14 protein-coding genes and 2 tRNA genes are annotated in these 16,287 nt (G+C 30.8%); 10 read left to right on the forward strand and 6 right to left on the reverse strand.

What is annotated here, in order from left to right; translation table 11 throughout:
• Window position 1: 1 nt before the first annotated feature.
• Window positions 2–2,251, reverse strand: a complete 2,250-nt coding sequence (locus tag F7018_RS15320; protein WP_150900981.1) for a TonB-dependent receptor — start codon at window positions 2,249–2,251, stop codon at window positions 2–4.
• A 57-nt stretch (window positions 2,252–2,308) separates the two neighbouring features.
• Entirely contained in the window at window positions 2,309–2,719 is a 411-nt protein-coding gene (locus F7018_RS15325; RefSeq protein WP_150900982.1) for an HYC_CC_PP family protein, read from the reverse strand.
• A 109-nt stretch (window positions 2,720–2,828) separates the two neighbouring features.
• Here F7018_RS15325 and F7018_RS15330 point away from each other — a divergent pair, with 109 nt between their 5' ends.
• From F7018_RS15330 to rodA, 8 genes are all read left to right on the forward strand, one after another.
• Window positions 2,829–3,281 (forward strand): GAF domain-containing protein, encoded by a 453-nt coding sequence (locus tag F7018_RS15330; RefSeq protein ID WP_150900983.1) that lies wholly within the window; start codon window positions 2,829–2,831, stop codon window positions 3,279–3,281.
• Between the two features lie 82 nt (window positions 3,282–3,363).
• The gene (locus F7018_RS18800; RefSeq protein ID WP_255689397.1) at window positions 3,364–3,489 is read left to right on the forward strand and encodes a hypothetical protein; all 126 of its coding nucleotides are present in this window, start codon (window positions 3,364–3,366) and stop codon (window positions 3,487–3,489) included.
• Window positions 3,490–3,636: 147 nt separating this feature from the next.
• A complete protein-coding gene (purH, locus tag F7018_RS15335; RefSeq protein ID WP_150900984.1) occupies window positions 3,637–5,169 on the forward strand; it encodes a bifunctional phosphoribosylaminoimidazolecarboxamide formyltransferase/IMP cyclohydrolase in 1,533 nt (510 codons plus the stop codon).
• Between the two features lie 79 nt (window positions 5,170–5,248).
• Window positions 5,249–6,277: a rod shape-determining protein gene (locus F7018_RS15340; RefSeq protein ID WP_028890183.1), complete on the forward strand. Its 1,029-nt coding sequence runs from the start codon at window positions 5,249–5,251 to the stop codon at window positions 6,275–6,277.
• 16 nt (window positions 6,278–6,293) lie between these two features.
• Window positions 6,294–7,115, forward strand: a complete 822-nt coding sequence (gene mreC, locus F7018_RS15345) for a rod shape-determining protein MreC (protein WP_150900985.1) — start codon at window positions 6,294–6,296, stop codon at window positions 7,113–7,115.
• Entirely contained in the window at window positions 7,108–7,614 is a 507-nt protein-coding gene (gene mreD, locus F7018_RS15350) for a rod shape-determining protein MreD (protein ID WP_150900986.1), read from the forward strand. Before mreC ends, mreD begins: the two co-directional genes overlap by 8 nt.
• A gap of 48 nt (window positions 7,615–7,662) precedes the next feature.
• Window positions 7,663–9,546, forward strand: coding sequence for a penicillin-binding protein 2 (gene mrdA / locus F7018_RS15355; protein WP_150900987.1), 1,884 nt, complete (start codon window positions 7,663–7,665; stop codon window positions 9,544–9,546).
• Complete coding sequence (gene rodA, locus F7018_RS15360; RefSeq protein WP_150900988.1) at window positions 9,527–10,804, forward strand: rod shape-determining protein RodA; 1,278 nt, start codon at window positions 9,527–9,529, stop codon at window positions 10,802–10,804. Before mrdA ends, rodA begins: the two co-directional genes overlap by 20 nt.
• 269 nt (window positions 10,805–11,073) lie before the next feature.
• Here the strand turns inward: rodA and rpsT are convergent, their stop codons facing one another.
• The 4 genes from rpsT to proS form a co-directional block, all read right to left on the reverse strand.
• Window positions 11,074–11,325, reverse strand: a complete 252-nt coding sequence (gene rpsT, locus F7018_RS15365) for a 30S ribosomal protein S20 (RefSeq protein ID WP_150900989.1) — start codon at window positions 11,323–11,325, stop codon at window positions 11,074–11,076.
• Window positions 11,326–11,359: 34 nt separating this feature from the next.
• A tRNA-Glu gene (locus F7018_RS15370) sits at window positions 11,360–11,431 on the reverse strand.
• A 121-nt stretch (window positions 11,432–11,552) separates the two neighbouring features.
• Window positions 11,553–11,624: transfer RNA gene (locus tag F7018_RS15375), tRNA-Glu, on the reverse strand.
• Between the two features lie 283 nt (window positions 11,625–11,907).
• Complete coding sequence (gene proS / locus F7018_RS15380; protein ID WP_150900990.1) at window positions 11,908–13,386, reverse strand: proline--tRNA ligase; 1,479 nt, start codon at window positions 13,384–13,386, stop codon at window positions 11,908–11,910.
• A gap of 148 nt (window positions 13,387–13,534) precedes the next feature.
• Here proS and F7018_RS15385 point away from each other — a divergent pair, with 148 nt between their 5' ends.
• Both F7018_RS15385 and F7018_RS15390 read left to right on the forward strand, forming a co-directional pair.
• Window positions 13,535–14,785 carry a DUF3300 domain-containing protein gene (locus tag F7018_RS15385; RefSeq protein WP_150900991.1) on the forward strand — a complete coding sequence of 417 codons (1,251 nt, stop codon included), beginning with the start codon at window positions 13,535–13,537 and terminating at the stop codon, window positions 14,783–14,785.
• Between the two features lie 50 nt (window positions 14,786–14,835).
• Window positions 14,836–16,230 (forward strand): OmpP1/FadL family transporter, encoded by a 1,395-nt coding sequence (locus F7018_RS15390; protein ID WP_150900992.1) that lies wholly within the window; start codon window positions 14,836–14,838, stop codon window positions 16,228–16,230.
• Window positions 16,231–16,287: the final 57 nt, after the last annotated feature.

A 16,287-nucleotide genomic window follows, 5' to 3' on the forward strand; every position in this document is an offset into this window, starting at 1 on the left:
ATTAATCAATTTTAAATCGTAATCCTGTATAAAAATTACTACCAAATATAGGCGCATATACAATTGTTGTATCAAAGTTTGCTCCAAATGGATTATTACTTTCTATGATAGGATTTTTCTGTTTATAGTTTGTAATATTCTCTGCTCCCGCATAAATCTCAAACTTTTTTGAAAATACTTTTGTTACCTGAGCATTCAATAAATTATAGCTTTCAGAATACGTAGGCAATTGATGCTGTACTGGATTTGATTGTGTATTTGGTAATCGCTGCTCACCAATCCAATTATAGGTTACATCAAATTTCCAACAGGCATCATTTTCTTTTTTTGAAGTTTCATACGAGATGTTGGCAAAAAAGCGATGTTTTGCTTGTAAAGCTTTATCCAAGTTTCCTGACTTATAATCGGTAGTAACATCATAAAATTTATACGAAAATCTTGTATTAAAATACGGTATAATGTTCTGATTGATTTCAACTTGAAAACTGTTTGCTATACTTTTTCCATTTAAATTATAAAATGAAATCTCTTGAGGATTTTCCCAATCTACCACAACTTGATTTGTAAAGTTTGTTTGGTAGAAATCAAAAGTAACATCTCCTTTTCTTCCAAAAAGCTTATAACCTTGTAAAAAAGAAATTCCATAATTCCATGCTTCTTCTGGATTTAATCCATAAATCTTGCCCCCTACATCATCTATATTGATTTGTCTTGAAGAAGCAAAAAACTGTTGATTTTCGGCAAAAATATTCGCACTTCTTCTCCCTTTACCTATCGAACCTCGTAAAACTCCTCTTTCCCAAGGCACATACCTAGCATGTAAACGAGGGGTTATAAAAGTCCCCAATAAATTATGAGTGTCTATTCTTAATCCTGCAGTAACACTAAAATTTTCAGAATTATCGTAAGCGTATTCAAAAAAAGCACCAAAAGAATTTTCTTTACGATTATAATTTTGAACTGTAGTTACTCTTACAAACTCATCATATTTATCATATGTAAAACTAACACCTGTTTTAAATTTATTTCTAGTATCACCAATAATTGAATTAAAAATAAAATTGGTGTAAAAACTTTGATGCTCAATATTATAGTCTCTTAAACCAAAATACGAGTCTTGTTTATGATTACTATAAGCTGCTTGAAACCCCATACTTTGAAAAGGTAAGTCTGGAAATACATATCCTACTTTTGTAGAAGCATCAAATCGTTTTGTTTTAATCTCACTTCCCCATATAGTATTTGATCCTTTATGAATATCTGGATTAAAATTAGTTTGCCCTACTTGTTTCTCATCATTTAAGTATCTAAAATTAATAAAACTCACCCAACCTTTTTCAGCATTAGTATACTGCCATCGGTTCATTATATTAATTTGCTCTGCTAATGGATTATCTAAAAACCCATCTTTATTATTATCAAACTTCTGACCTCTATAATCTCCATGAACATACACCCCTGTTTGCCACTTATCATTCAACTCCTGATTAAAGTGTGTATTCAATTCTAACCTTCCTCCTACAGAACCATAAGCATTTGCAAAGAACTTATAATCGGTAAATGGCTTTACTAATTCGGCATTTACTTGTCCAGAAATACTTTCATAACCATTAGTTACACTTCCCGCTCCTTTAGTTATTTGAATACTTTCAACCCAAGTTCCTGGTGTAAAAGAAAGTCCAAATGCTTGAGAAGCTCCTCTAATAGAAGGAATATTTTCTTGTGTTATTAACAAATATGGGCTTTCCAAACCTAGCATTTGAATTTGCTTAGTACCGGTTAAAGCATCTGAAAAGTTCACATCAATAGATGGATTCGTTTCAAAACTTTCTGATAAATTACAACAAGCAGCTTTTAATAACTCTTCACTATTGATAGTTACTAAATTTTGTGTTTGTAAGTACGATCTTTGGGTAGCACTTTTCTTTGCTTTTATTGAAACCTCTTCTAACGTATTACTCTCATTTAAAAAGTGACGTATAGGTTTTAAACTATTAACAATTAATGTATCTGTTTTATAACCAACAAAACTAATTACTAACTTTTTATATTCTTTTTTATAAGGTATTACAAATTTACCTTGTTCATTAGTAGTTACTCCTACACTTGTATTTAGCCAGTATACACTAGCTCCATAAATTCCTAAATTATCTTTAGGATTATTTTTATCTACAACTGTTCCTTCAATTGTTTCTTGAGAAAAAGTTATAGAAGTAATCAGTAATAAAATACTGAGTATATTATTTTTCATTATTTAACATCATACTAAATTCTACAATTCTTATTTCAACTGAATAGAATTATAAAATCATATGATAAAAACTTCGTGAAGTACCTGTATATCGAAAACTAAATCAGGTGGTGAATAATATTGGTGAGGTATAAATTGTTTTTCTTCTTCTTGAAAAATCAATTTATAAGACATTAAAAAAGCTACAAATAATTTAGCTTTCTTAAAAACTATCTTTTCTGAAGAAACTTTTTGAATTTCATCTTGTCCATCAATTTGATGAACTTCATTTTTACAACATTTATCTTTCTTTTCTGTACTTTCACAATCGTCTTGTTCTAATCCATTACAAGAACCTGCTTCACCAAGATAAGATATGTCAACTAAAAAATCGCCACAATAATGTTTATCTACCGTAAAAGAAAAAGTAGAAAACAACACTAACAAAGCTAGTACTGTAGAAAATATTTTAGACATTAACTGTTTCATGAAATGCAAATGTACAAAAAATCAAAATTGTGTTTTTTATAACAGTTGTTAAAACTACTTTTGTAAGTTCTAACGTTTGATTACGAACTAGGTATTAAATTTAAGAATAATGAACTTACAAGATTTAAAAAATAATATTGATAAAATTACAGATAGTAATTCTGACAAAGAATTAAAGTTACAACAAATATGTGATTACTTAGCTTCTGAGATTTCTTATTACGATTGGGTTGGATTTTATTTCAGAAACGGAGATAAAGAGGAATTAAAATTAGCTCAATTTAATGGAGAACCTACAGACCATACTATTATTCCATTTGGAAAAGGAATTTGTGGACAAGTAGCTGTTAGTAATGAAAATTTTGTTGTTCAAGATGTTAGCGAACAAGATAATTATATTTCATGCGGGTGGAAGGTAAAATCTGAAATTGTAATTCCAATTTTTGTAAACGAAGAAAATATCGGGCAAATAGACATTGATTCTCATACAGTTAACGCTTTTTCTAAAGATGATGAAGAGTTATTAGAGTACACTTGTAAAAAAGTTGCCACTTTTATTTAATTTTTTTCGTAAACATTTGATTATTAGGATTTTTTTTCTTTTATTTGAACAGTTTTATTAATCCCACATAATCCCCTTAATTATGAGCACTAAAGAATACCCTTCTTATGCTGCATTAGGCAATGCTAATGCTCAATCAAAATCTCAACAATCTTTATTAGAAAAATTTACAATGTGGTTTCGCGATTTCTTAGAAAATGCGGAATAAAACAATACTTTTTTCACATTTTGTTGTATAAAACACCACCAAAATTCTAATATTTTTGGTGGTGTTTTTCTTTTGTTATCTTCTAAAATAATTATTGCGTAACCCTTACTGTTTTAGTAGCTTTGTTCGCTTAACAACACAACAACAATGAACAATACAAAAACTATTAAATCTGCCCTAATTTCGGTATTTCACAAAGACGGATTAGAACCTATTGTAAAAAAGCTTAACGATTTAGGAATAACTATTTATTCTACTGGAGGAACTGAAAAATTTATTAAAGATTTAGACATTCAAGTAGTACCTGTTGAAGATGTAACTTCTTATCCTTCTATTTTAGGTGGTCGAGTAAAAACATTACATCCAAAAGTGTTTGGTGGAATTTTAAATAGACAAGATCATGAAGGTGATGTTGCAGAAATGCAAGAATATAACATTCCTCAAATAGATTTAGTTATCGTAGATTTATATCCTTTTGAAAAAACAGTAGCTTCAGGTGCACCTGAACAAGATATTATTGAAAAAATTGATATCGGAGGGATTTCTTTAATTAGAGCTGCTGCAAAGAACTTTAAAGACACAGTAATTGTTTCTTCTATGAAACAATATGATGAGTTTTTAAATTTAATTACTGAAAATAGTGGTGAAACTTCTATAGCAGACAGAAAAAAATTTGCTGCTAAAGCTTTTAACATCTCTTCTCATTACGACACAGCCATCTTTAACTACTTTAATGCCGGCCATGAAGAAGCTTCTTTAAAAATTAGCGAAACAAATGGTAAAACATTACGCTATGGAGAAAACCCTCATCAAAAAGGTTTCTTTTTTGGCGATTTAGATGCAATGTTTGATAAATTACACGGAAAAGAACTGAGTTACAACAACTTATTAGATGTAGATGCTGCCGTAAATTTAATGAACGAGTTTAAAGGAGAAGACCCAACATTTGCTATTTTAAAACACAATAATGCTTGTGGTTTTGCTCAAAGAGAAACAATTTATCAAGCTTATACTGATGCTTTAGCAGGAGATCCTGTATCTGCTTTTGGAGGTATTTTAATTTCAAACACAAATATTGATAAAGCTACTGCTGAGGAAATTCATAAATTATTTTGTGAAGTAGTTATAGCTCCATCTTTTGATAATGATGCTTTAGAAATTTTAAAAGGAAAAAAGAATAGAGTTTTACTAGTTCAAAAAGAAGTTGAGCTTCCTAAAACTAGTGTAAGAACTTGCTTAAATGGAGCATTAGTTCAAGATAAAGACTTTATTACAGACAAATTAGAAGATCTATCATATCCAACAAACAATAAACCAAATAATAATGAGTTAGATGATTTATTGTTTGCTTCTAAATTATGTAAAAACACAAAGTCAAACACTATTATTTTAGTAAAAAACAAACAATTATTAGCTGGTGGTACTGGACAAACTAGTAGAGTTGATGCTCTTAAACAAGCAATTGAAAAAGCTAATAGTTTTAATTTCGATTTAAATGGTGCTGTAATGGCTAGTGATGCTTTTTTCCCATTTCCAGATTGTGTAGAAATTGCACATAATGCAGGGATAAAAAGTGTAATTCAGCCAGGTGGTTCTATTAAAGATCAACTAAGTATTGATTTCTGTAATAACAATGAAGTTTCAATGGTTTTTACAGGAACAAGACATTTTAAACATTAATAATTTTAGATGCAGAAACATTACAGATTTTTATTAGATTTGTAAGATTCCACTTAAATATAAAAAACAAGGATACCATATGGGTTTTTTCGACTTTATGACTGAAGACATTGCAGTAGATTTAGGAACTGCAAACACGTTAATTATACACAACGGAAAGGTTGTTATCGATAATCCATCCATTGTTGCTCGTAATAGGTTGACTGGTAAAATTATTGCCACAGGTCACGAAGCGAACAGAATGCAAGGAAAAACGCACGAAAACATTAAAACAATACGTCCATTAAAAGATGGGGTTATTGCCGATTTTCAGGCTTCAGAGGAAATGATTAAAGAATTTGTAAAACAAATTCCCGCTATAAAAAAGAAGCTTTTCCCACCATCATTACGAATGGTTATTTGTATTCCTTCTGGAATTACAGAAGTAGAAAAACGTGCCGTTATCGATTCTGGTCGCCATATGAATGCTAAAGAAATCTATTTGATTTACGAACCAATGGCTGCTGCAATTGGTGTTGGTGTTGATATAATGGAACCTAAAGGTAATATGATTATTGATATAGGTGGTGGTACAACTGAAATTGCTGTTATTGCACTTGCAGGTATTGTTTGTGATCAATCTGTAAAAGTTGCTGGTGATTTATTTACAAGTGATATTATGTATTACATGCGTACACAGCACAACTTATATGTAGGTGAAACTACTGCTGAGAAAATCAAAATTCAAATAGGTTCTGCAACAGAAGACTTAGACACTCCACCAGAAGATATGATGGTTCAAGGACGTGATTTATTAAGTGGTAAACCAAAACAAGTACAAGTTTCATATAGAGAAATAGCTAAGGCGTTAGATAAATCAATTTTACGTATTGAAGATGCTGTTATGGAAACTTTATCAAAAACTCCACCTGAATTAGCTGCCGATATTTATAATACTGGTATTTATTTAGCTGGTGGTGGATCTATGCTTAGAGGTCTAGATAAACGTTTATCTAGAAAAACTGATTTACCTGTTTATGTTGCTGAAGATCCTTTACGTGCTGTAGTTCGTGGAACTGGTATCGCGTTGAAAAATCTTGAAAAATACAAATCTGTATTAATCAAATAAATTTTAATGATTATTTATGCAACAGCTTATTTATTTCTTACAGAAGTATAAACACTTTTTGTTTTTTCTATTTTTAGAAATTATTGCTGTTGCATTAATCATTAATAACCACTCTTTTCACCGAAGTAAATTTATTAGCTCAACCAATTTTATTACAGGTGGCCTGTATAATAAGTCTTCAGAAATTTCTGAGTATTTAAATTTAAAAGACCAAAACAATATTCTTGCTGAAGAAAATACTTTGTTGCGAAATAAATTAGAAAAAATTTACGCAATAATAGACACAACAAACATTGCTTCCGTATCTGATTCGTTATATCCAAATCAACAATATAAATACATTAACGGAAAAATCACTAATAACTCATATAATAAATCCAATAACTTTATAACCATTAATAGAGGCTCTAAAAATGGTGTTTCTACAGAAATGGCTGTTATCAATAGTAAAGGAGTTATAGGAATTACTGATAATATTTCTGGTAAATTTGCTAGGGTTCAATCTATTTTAAATTCAAAAAGTAGAATCAATGCTAGCTTTAAAAACAACAATCATTTCGGAACTTTAACTTGGAATGGAAAAGATTACAATACAGTTCAACTAACAGACATTCCTCGTCAAGCAATTTTCAAGGTTGGAGATACAGTTATAACTGGAGGTAAATCTACTATTTTTCCAAAAGGAATTCCTATTGGAACTATACTTGAAGTTCCTGAAAAACTATCAGCCTCTAATACTATTGATGTTAAATTATTTAATGATATGTCTAACTTAGGACATATTTACGTGATAATAAATTTAGATAAAAAAGAAATTAAAACTGTAGAAAATGAATAAGACTATTTATATCATATTTTTATTTGTTTTTCTCTTGTTATTACAAGTTCTTGTGTTAAACAATGTATCTTTTTTAGGGTATGTAAACCCTTATTTATATATAGTTTTTGTTTTTCTTTACCCCTTAAACACTAACCGTTTCCCTTTTTTAAGCTTAGCTTTTTTACTTGGCTTATGTGTTGATAGCTTTTCTAACTCAGGAGGCATGCATGCTTTTTCTATTTTATTTATAGCATATATAAGACTGTTTTTAGTGAAAACTATCTTTAAAAAAACCGAATCTGATTATTTATTATTTAATCTAAGACTAGAAACATTTGATAAAGTATTTAATTACACTGTAACTTTAACACTTATTCATCATTTCATTTTATTTAGTTTAATTAATTTTAGTTTTTATAATTTTTCAGACGTACTTATTAAAACACTTTTTTCTAGTGTTTTTACGTTAGTATTATATTTCTTAGGAAGTTTTATCTTTAGAAGAAAACTTGCATAACTATATTTTAACAACATCTGTCATCAACAATAAAGATAAAAACAGCGGATGAAACGAAGTTTTTTACTATTTTTTTTAATCACATTAATTGGAATCATATATATCGTAAGGCTTTTCCAATTACAGATACTTCGTGGCGGTAATCAAAATCCAATACAAAGTTCTACCGTAAAAATTGAATATGACTATCCTGAGCGTGGTCATATATATGATCGTAATGGAAAATTATTAGTAGCTAATCAATTATCATATGATGTAATGATAGTACCTAAAGATGTTGAACCTTTAGATACTTTAGAGTTTTGTTCTCTCTTAAAAATTGATAAAGAAAGTTTTAAAAAACGTTATAAAAAAGCGGTAAAATTTGCTCGCTGGCTACCTTCAGTTTTCTTAAAACAATTAGCAAAAGAAGACTTTGCTTACTTACAAGAAAAATTACCTAAATACAAAGGTTTTTATATTCAAAAGCGTATTATTAGAAATTACCCTGTTAAATCTGCTGCCAACATTGTAGGATTCATTGCGGAGGTTAATGAAAGAAAAGCAAAAGCTAGTAACTATTACGAACAAGGAGAGTTAATAGGAAAACTAGGTGTTGAAAAACAATATGAAAACGTCCTTAGAGGAATTAAAGGAAAAAAACATTTTAAGAGAAATAACCTAAATAAAATTACCGGAACCTATAAAAATGGGAAATACGATACACTAGCAGTTCCTGGTAAAGATTTAACACTTACCATAGACACTAAACTACAGCAATATGGTGAGTTATTAATGAAAGGTAAAAGAGGTGGTATTGTTGCTATTGAACCTAAAACTGGAGAAATTTTAGCTTTGGTTACTGCTCCATCCTATGATCCAAATCTTTTGGTCGGACGAAAAAGATCTCCTAATTCCGTAAAATTATTTAACGACACCATAAACATTCCTACTTTCGATAGAGGTTTACAAGCCATGTACCCTCCAGGGTCGCCTTTTAAAATCATTAATGGTCTAATAGGACTACAAGAAGGAGTTATTGATAAAAATACTGGAGTTTATTGCCAACATGGATACAGATATGGTAGTAGAAAAAATGAATTTATGGGGTGCCACTGTGGTATTGTAGGAAGACCTATCCGATTAAAAACAGCGATAGCAAAATCTTGCAATAGCTATTTTGCTACTACTTATAAGAAAATTGTAGACAAATCTGGCAATCCTAAAATAGGAATGGAAAAATGGAATAAGCATGTTGAAAGTTTTGGTTTAGGAAATTATTTAGGTTATGATCTACCTTCTGGAAGAAAAGGAATGATTCCCGACACTTTATTTTATAACAAATGGTATAAAAACAGATGGAAATCTACCTACACTATTTCAAACGCAATTGGACAAGGAGAAATACTTACCACACCAATGCAACTAGCCAATATGACTGCTGCTATTGCTAACAAAGGGTACTTTTACACGCCACATATTGTAAAAAAAATAGACAATAAATCAATTACTGATTCAACTTATACAACTAAGAGAATTACCACAATTGATCCTGAGCATTTTCCTATTGCAATTGATGCAATGCATGAAGTTTTTACCTATGGAACAGCAAAATGGTATCAAATAAAGGGTATCGAAATATGTGGCAAAACAGGTACTGCTGAAAACAAAATTAAAATTATAGATGGAGAAAAAGTAACAGCTCCCGATCATTCTATATTAATAGCCTTTGCTCCTAAAGACGATCCTAAAATAGCCATGGCTGTTTATATTGAAAACGGAGGATACGGTTCTACTATAGCTGCTCCAATAACAAGTTTAATGATTGAAAGCTATATTAAAGGAGAGGTTTCTCGAAAAAATTTAGAAGACCGAATGATTAACTATAGCCTTCAAGAACAGTACAATAAATTAATTCAAAAGAAAGATACACTTGCGCAAGGAACGAAATAACATATTTGAAGGTATCGATTGGATACTTGTTTTATTATACATCGTATTAGTTGGTTTTGGCTGGATGAATATTTACGCAGCTTCTTCTAATGATGATACAAGAGAATTTTTTGATTTTTCAAGTAAATATGGAAAACAATTAATTTTCATTTGCCTAAGTATACCTGTAATTATTTTAATTCTATTCTTTAATTCAAAATTCTACGAACAATTCGCCAGTGTTCTATATATAGTTTCCCTAGTTTTACTAGCCGGAGTTTTAGTATTAGGACGGAAAATTAATGGAGCAACTTCTTGGTATAATTTTGGTGGTATTGGTCTACAACCTTCAGAATTTGCAAAAGCATTTACAGCACTTGCTTTAGCAAAATTAATGAGTGACAGACAGTATAATTTGAAACTTGTTAAAAATCAAATAAAAGCATTCTTTGTCATATTTTTACCTGCTTTTTTTATTGCTCTTCAGCCTGACATGGGATCAGTTTTAATTTATTTTGCCTTCTTTTTTGTTTTAAATAGAGAAGGATTAACACTTGCCTACATAATTTTTGGCGTACTATCAATAATACTTTTTATACTCACTATATCTTTTGGTGCTAAATGGATACTTTTTATCTGTTTAACCATCATCACTTTATCTGTGCTGTATGGATTGTATAAAGACAAGCGTTTTTTACGTTTTAACGCCATAAAAATAATTAGCATATATCTTGTTACTAGTATCTCCATTTTAGGCATTAGCTATACTTACAATAACATATTAGAACCTCATCAAAAAGACAGATTTGATATTCTTTTAGGAAAAACCACAGACCTTAAAGGAAAAGGATATAATACATATCAATCAGAATTAACTATTAGCTCAGGAGGCTTTTTAGGAAAAGGTTTTTTACAAGGCGATAGAACACAAGGAAAATTTGTCCCTGAACAAGAAACTGACTATATCTATAGTACTGTAGGTGAAGAATGGGGATTTTTAGGAAGTTCTTTAGTTATTATCCTGTTTATGTTTTTACTATACCGAATTATATACTTATCGGAAAAACAAACAAATAAATTTGGTAGAATTTACGGCTATGGAGTGGCTTCTATTATATTTTTTCATCTAATTGTAAATATAGGAATGGTTATAGGCTTATTACCAACTATTGGAATACCTCTACCCTTTTTTAGTTATGGAGGATCTTCATTATGGGGCTTTACACTACTATTATTTATTTTCATTCGTTTAGATGCCCATAAAAAATACGATTGGTAAAGAAGTTTTTTTAACAACTCTTTTCTCTACCAATAGAACTATGTATTTGTGTGCCATAAAAACAGTTATATACACTCCTTAATAAGCTTATTAAAGAAAACTTTATCAAACAGATTAAGCCCTATAATCTGTATAAACTTTCTTCTTTAATTATACTCAAAAAAATCGAAAACAACTCCTTGAATAAAATGCTATTTTTAATTTAAAGCATAAAAAAAACGTTTCAATCGAAATTGAAACGTTTTACTATTAACTAATCTTATTTTTTTCTATAAAGCTGCTACGTGCTTTGCTAACTTAGACTTTAAGTTTGCAGCTTTATTTTTATGAATTACGTTGTTCTTAGCTAATTTATCTAACATAGATACAACTGACGAAAACATACCTTCTGCTTCTTTTCTATCTTCAGTAGCTCTTAATTTTCTAACAGCATTACGAGTTGTTTTATGCTGATATTTATTTCTTAAGCGCTTAGCTTCGTTACTTCTAATTCTTTTAATTGCTGACTTATGATTTGCCATTTTATTAATTCTTATTTGTTTATAAAAAACTTTGTAGTCCGTACGGGAATCGAACCCGTGTTACCAGGATGAAAACCTGGCGTCCTAACCCCTAGACGAACGGACCAAAACAATCGTTTTGATTGCGGGTGCAAATATACAATAACTTTTTATATTTGCAATAATTTTATTTTTAATTTTCCAATTATAAATATAATTAAACTCTTTATAAATGTCAATTAACTTTGTAGTCCGTACGGGAATCGAACCCGTGTTACCAGGATGAAAACCTGGCGTCCTAACCCCTAGACGAACGGACCAGAACAATCATTTTGCGATTGCGGGTGCAAATATAGAAACAGTTTTTTATTTACCAAAAGCTTTTTTCATTTTTTTTTACTTTTTAAGTGATTTTTTTTACTTGCTAGAAATAGCTTTTAAACCACACCAATATAAACAACTGATTTTCATAAAAATAAAAAAACTTCATAAACTCTAAAAGAAAAGATCCATATTTTAATTTTTCTGTATTAAAATTAAAAACTAGACTTACACTTAAATTAAAACATAAAAAAAGCCCTACTTATTAGCAGGGCTTAATTTTTAATATGCTTTAGCAAAAAGAACTCTTTTAGACGATTCTTTTCCTGTGAAAACACATTTTCCAGCTTCTTCTTTCGCATCATTAGGAATACACCTAATTGTTGCTTTAGTTAATTCTTTAATTTTATCTTCTGTTTCAATAGTACCATCCCAGTGAGCAGATACAAAACCTCCTTTATTTTCTATAACATCTTTGAATTCTTCAAATGTATCTACTTCAGTAATATGACTATCTCTATAATCTAAAGCCTTTTTAAATAAGTTCTCTTGTATCTCATTTAATAAACTTTCTACAACATCTACTACTTCTTCCCTAGCAACAGTTTGTTTTTCGAAAGTATCACGTCTTGCTACTTCAACTGTACCATTTTCTAAATCACGTTTACCCATAGCTATTCTTACAGGAACACCTTTCAATTCGTATTCAGCAAACTTTGCTCCTGGTCTAAAAGTATCTCTATTATCGAATTTAACAGAAATTCCTTTCTTTCTTAGTTCCTTAACAATTACATCAACTTTTTCTGAAATTGCTTCTAATTGCTCTTCTCCTTTATATATAGGTACAATTACCACTTGGATAGGAGCTAATTTAGGAGGTAATACTAAACCTGCATCATCCGAGTGCGTCATAATCAATCCTCCAATTAAACGAGTTGAGACTCCCCAAGAAGTAGCCCAAACATGTTCTTGTTTTCCTTCTTTAGATGTATATTTTACATCAAATGCTTTTGCAAAGTTTTGCCCTAAAAAGTGAGATGTACCAGCTTGTAAAGCTTTACCGTCTTGCATTAATGCTTCTATAGTTAATGTATTATCAGCTCCTGCAAAACGCTCACTCTCAGATTTTGCTCCTTTAACTACTGGCATTGCCATAAAGTTCTCTGCAAATGTTGCATATACTTCTTGCATTTGCTCAGATTCTGAAACAGCTTCGGCTTTAGTTGCATGAGCTGTATGACCTTCTTGCCATAAAAATTCTGCTGTACGTAAAAATAAACGTGTACGCATTTCCCAACGAACTACATTGGCCCATTGATTAATTAATAAAGGTAAATCTCTATAAGATTGTATCCATCCTTTATATGTATTCCAGATAATAGCTTCAGATGTAGGGCGAACTACTAACTCCTCTTCTAATTTAGCTTCAGGGTCTACACGTAACTTTCCTTCATTATCAGGATCGTTTTGTAAACGGTAGTGAGTAACCACTGCACACTCCTTTGCAAAACCTTCAGCATTTTTTTCTTCAGCTTCAAACAAACTTTTAGGCACAAATAAGGGGAAATATGCATTTTCATGACCAGTTTCCTTAAACATTCTGTCTAATTCTGCCTGCATTTTTTCCCAAATTGCAAAACCGTAAGGCTTTATTACCATACATCCTCTTACTGCTGAATTCTCAGCTAAATCAGCTTTTACAATTAATTCGTTATACCATTTAGAGTAATCTTCTGCTCTTTTTGTTAAATGTTTGCTCATAATCAAAAGTTTGGCACAAAAATTGTTATTTTTTATGCGTAAAATTGTATTTGCAAAACTACATTAAAAAGGCTACAAGCCCAACAAAGAAATTGTTTTTTGCATTTCAGTTTTTTATTAAGCTAGTTCTAATCTAAAAACATAAGACATGAAGTTACATTACTACCACACCAAGCTTCCTTTATACATTATATCATTATTAATGATTACTACAATTGTTTCTTGCGGAACAGTCCAAACGGTTGCCGGTAGTGATGATGGAATTTATGCTGATGATCGAGAAATAGAGACTGAACGTAGAGTTGTTGTTGCTGATAGAAAAGAGTATAAAGAATACAACGAAAACTATTTTACTAAAGAAGTAGAACGCTTAGATGCATTAAACGGAACAGATATTTTTACAGATATTGAAAGTTACAAATCTGACAATTCTGACTTCAATCCTGAAGAGGATATTATTAATGAAGAAGAGCAAGAAACTAATATTACCTATAATTCTAATTCTCCTTGGGGCTACAATACAAATAGTAGCGATGTTGTAATTAATATTAACACCTCACCAAGATGGGGATATTATAATACTTGGGATTGGGATCCTTTCTTTGATTATGGGTACTATGGCCCTTGGTGGAGAACTCGTTATTGGGGATTCAATCCTTACTGGCATCCATATAACTCTGGGTTTTATATAGGAGTTGGTGGTTTTTATAATTCTTTTTATTGTCCTCCTTTTTACAGGAATCACTTCTACGGGCCATATTACAATAATAGGTTTTATAGACCTTACAGGGGTGCAAACCCATATAGAGGATACAGAACCGCCTCTAATTACAGAAGAGGATATACTACTGGACGAAGAGGTACTTCAGTATCAAGAAGATCATCTAATGTATACTCAAGAAACAACAGAAGCTATTCCACTCGTCGCAATACCAGAAGTACTAGATCTGTAAGAAGTACTAGAGGTAACACACGTGGATATAACTCATCAAATAGAAGATCTACACGTAGTTACAATTCTAGAGGAAGATCTACAAGAAGTTCAAGAGGATATAACACACGTGGTACTTCAAGAAGCTCAAATAGATTCACAAGAGGATATAGTCCTAACGGAAATAGATCTTCAGGAAACTCAAGAAATACTCGTAGTAGTAGCTACAATACAAGAAGTAGTAATAAAAACTACAAAACTGGTGGATACAAACCTTCAAGAGCTACCACTAAACGCTCTACAAGAAGTTCTAGGAGCTATACTCCATCTAGAAGTTCAAGAAGCAATAGAAGTTATTCAACTCCTTCAAGAAGTACTCGTAGCTATTCTATACCATCAAGAAGTAGTTCATCTAGCAGAAGTTACTCTAGTGGCAGAAGTAGTTCAAGAAGCAGTAGACGTAGATAATTTTAACCAACCTTATTTAACATAAGTTTTTAAACTAATTACTTAAAAAAATGAAACGAATTTTAACTTTTGCGATAATCATCGCTAGTACTTATACTGCCTATTCTCAATCTCTGGGATACAATGATATAGGGATACTTTTTTCAAAAGATGATAGCTTTGGAACTGCTCGTTTTGAAGCTATGAGTGGTGCTTTTGGAGCACTTGGAGCAGATGTTTCTGCTATAAGCATCAACCCAGCAGGTGGAGCTGTTGCCCAAAGGAGTATTTTTTCTGCTACTCTTAACAATCGAAACACCGAATACTTAGCTTCATATTACGGAACCAACACAAATACTAGTGACAATTATTTAAATATTTCTCAAGCAGGTGCTATTTTATCTTTTGATTCTGCACATAGTTCTGACTGGAATCGTTTTTCTTTAAACATTAACTATAGACTTAAAAGTGATTTTGAAAACTCTTTTTCTTCTAGAGGTAATAGTGGACAAGCTTTATTTAATGAACACCCAGATGACACAGCTAATCAGTTTAACAATGGACAAGAGCAACGATTTATTAACACCACTACAGGTGAAAGCTCTATTTTAGAAATGGGATTCTCTGCTGTACACCAAAATAAGTTATTTGCTGGTGCAAGTATAAAATTTCATCGTTTTAGATTTGGTCAGGTAACAAGATTAAGAGAAACAAACCAAGATACTAATGGGAATACTTTAAATGCTTTAAATATTCAAGATAGTTTTTTTGAAGGAAATGGAATTTCATTAAGTGCTGGTTTCATATATAAAGTAAATCAAGCTTTCCGTTTTGGTTTAGCTTATGAGACTCCTACTTGGTACCCTGAAGTATTTGAAGAAAGTAATTTAAATGTTTTTGACCCTAATAATGCTAGATATGATGATTGGTTAGGTTATACAGACATTTCTGCTTCAAATCAACCTACAGATGTTAACAGTGGCGAACAATTTAGTTCTAATATATTCAAACTAAGAACTCCTAGTAGATTAACTGCAAGTGCTGCAATAGTATTTGGTAAAAATGGATTAATTAGTGCAGATTACACATATAGAGATTATAGTGGAACAAAATATCAAGAAAATGATCCAGTTTTTATAACTGCAAATCAAAACTTTGTTAATGATTTTAAAAACGCACACTCTATTAATATTGGTACTGAATGGCGTTTCGATAACATGAGTGTTAGAGGTGGTTATCATTTTGAAGAGAACCCTTTTAAAAACGCATTAAGCAAGGATCATACAAAAGGATACTCTTTAGGTTTAGGTTATAATTTTGGCGATTTTAAATTTGATTTAGCATATCGTAAATCAGAAAACAATACCCCTTATAACATATATAATTCACCAAACGTAAATGTAAACCCTATTGAATTGAATAACAACACTACACGAATTTCAGGAACTATTACTTTTAGTTTATAGTTTATAAAAAATAAAGAACATGAAAGTCCTGCTTAAGCAGGACTTTTTATATATACA

Source organism: Tenacibaculum aiptasiae (assembly GCF_008806755.1).
GTDB classification, from domain to species: domain Bacteria; phylum Bacteroidota; class Bacteroidia; order Flavobacteriales; family Flavobacteriaceae; genus Polaribacter; species Polaribacter aiptasiae.

Excerpts from the sequence above, each read along its gene's own strand:
- F7018_RS15320 (WP_150900981.1), bottom strand. The coding sequence starts at position 2,251 with ATGAAAAATAATATACTCAGTATTTTATTACTGATTACTTCTATAACT.
- F7018_RS15325 (WP_150900982.1), bottom strand. The coding sequence starts at position 2,719 with ATGAAACAGTTAATGTCTAAAATATTTTCTACAGTACTAGCTTTGTTA.
- F7018_RS15330 (WP_150900983.1), top strand. The coding sequence starts at position 2,829 with ATGAACTTACAAGATTTAAAAAATAATATTGATAAAATTACAGATAGT.
- F7018_RS18800 (WP_255689397.1), top strand. The coding sequence starts at position 3,364 with ATGAGCACTAAAGAATACCCTTCTTATGCTGCATTAGGCAATGCTAAT.
- purH (WP_150900984.1), top strand. The coding sequence starts at position 3,637 with ATGAACAATACAAAAACTATTAAATCTGCCCTAATTTCGGTATTTCAC.
- F7018_RS15340 (WP_028890183.1), top strand. The coding sequence starts at position 5,249 with ATGGGTTTTTTCGACTTTATGACTGAAGACATTGCAGTAGATTTAGGA.
- mreC (WP_150900985.1), top strand. The coding sequence starts at position 6,294 with ATGCAACAGCTTATTTATTTCTTACAGAAGTATAAACACTTTTTGTTT.
- mreD (WP_150900986.1), top strand. The coding sequence starts at position 7,108 with ATGAATAAGACTATTTATATCATATTTTTATTTGTTTTTCTCTTGTTA.
- mrdA (WP_150900987.1), top strand. The coding sequence starts at position 7,663 with ATGAAACGAAGTTTTTTACTATTTTTTTTAATCACATTAATTGGAATC.
- rpsT (WP_150900989.1), bottom strand. The coding sequence starts at position 11,325 with ATGGCAAATCATAAGTCAGCAATTAAAAGAATTAGAAGTAACGAAGCT.
- proS (WP_150900990.1), bottom strand. The coding sequence starts at position 13,386 with ATGAGCAAACATTTAACAAAAAGAGCAGAAGATTACTCTAAATGGTAT.
- F7018_RS15385 (WP_150900991.1), top strand. The coding sequence starts at position 13,535 with ATGAAGTTACATTACTACCACACCAAGCTTCCTTTATACATTATATCA.
- F7018_RS15390 (WP_150900992.1), top strand. The coding sequence starts at position 14,836 with ATGAAACGAATTTTAACTTTTGCGATAATCATCGCTAGTACTTATACT.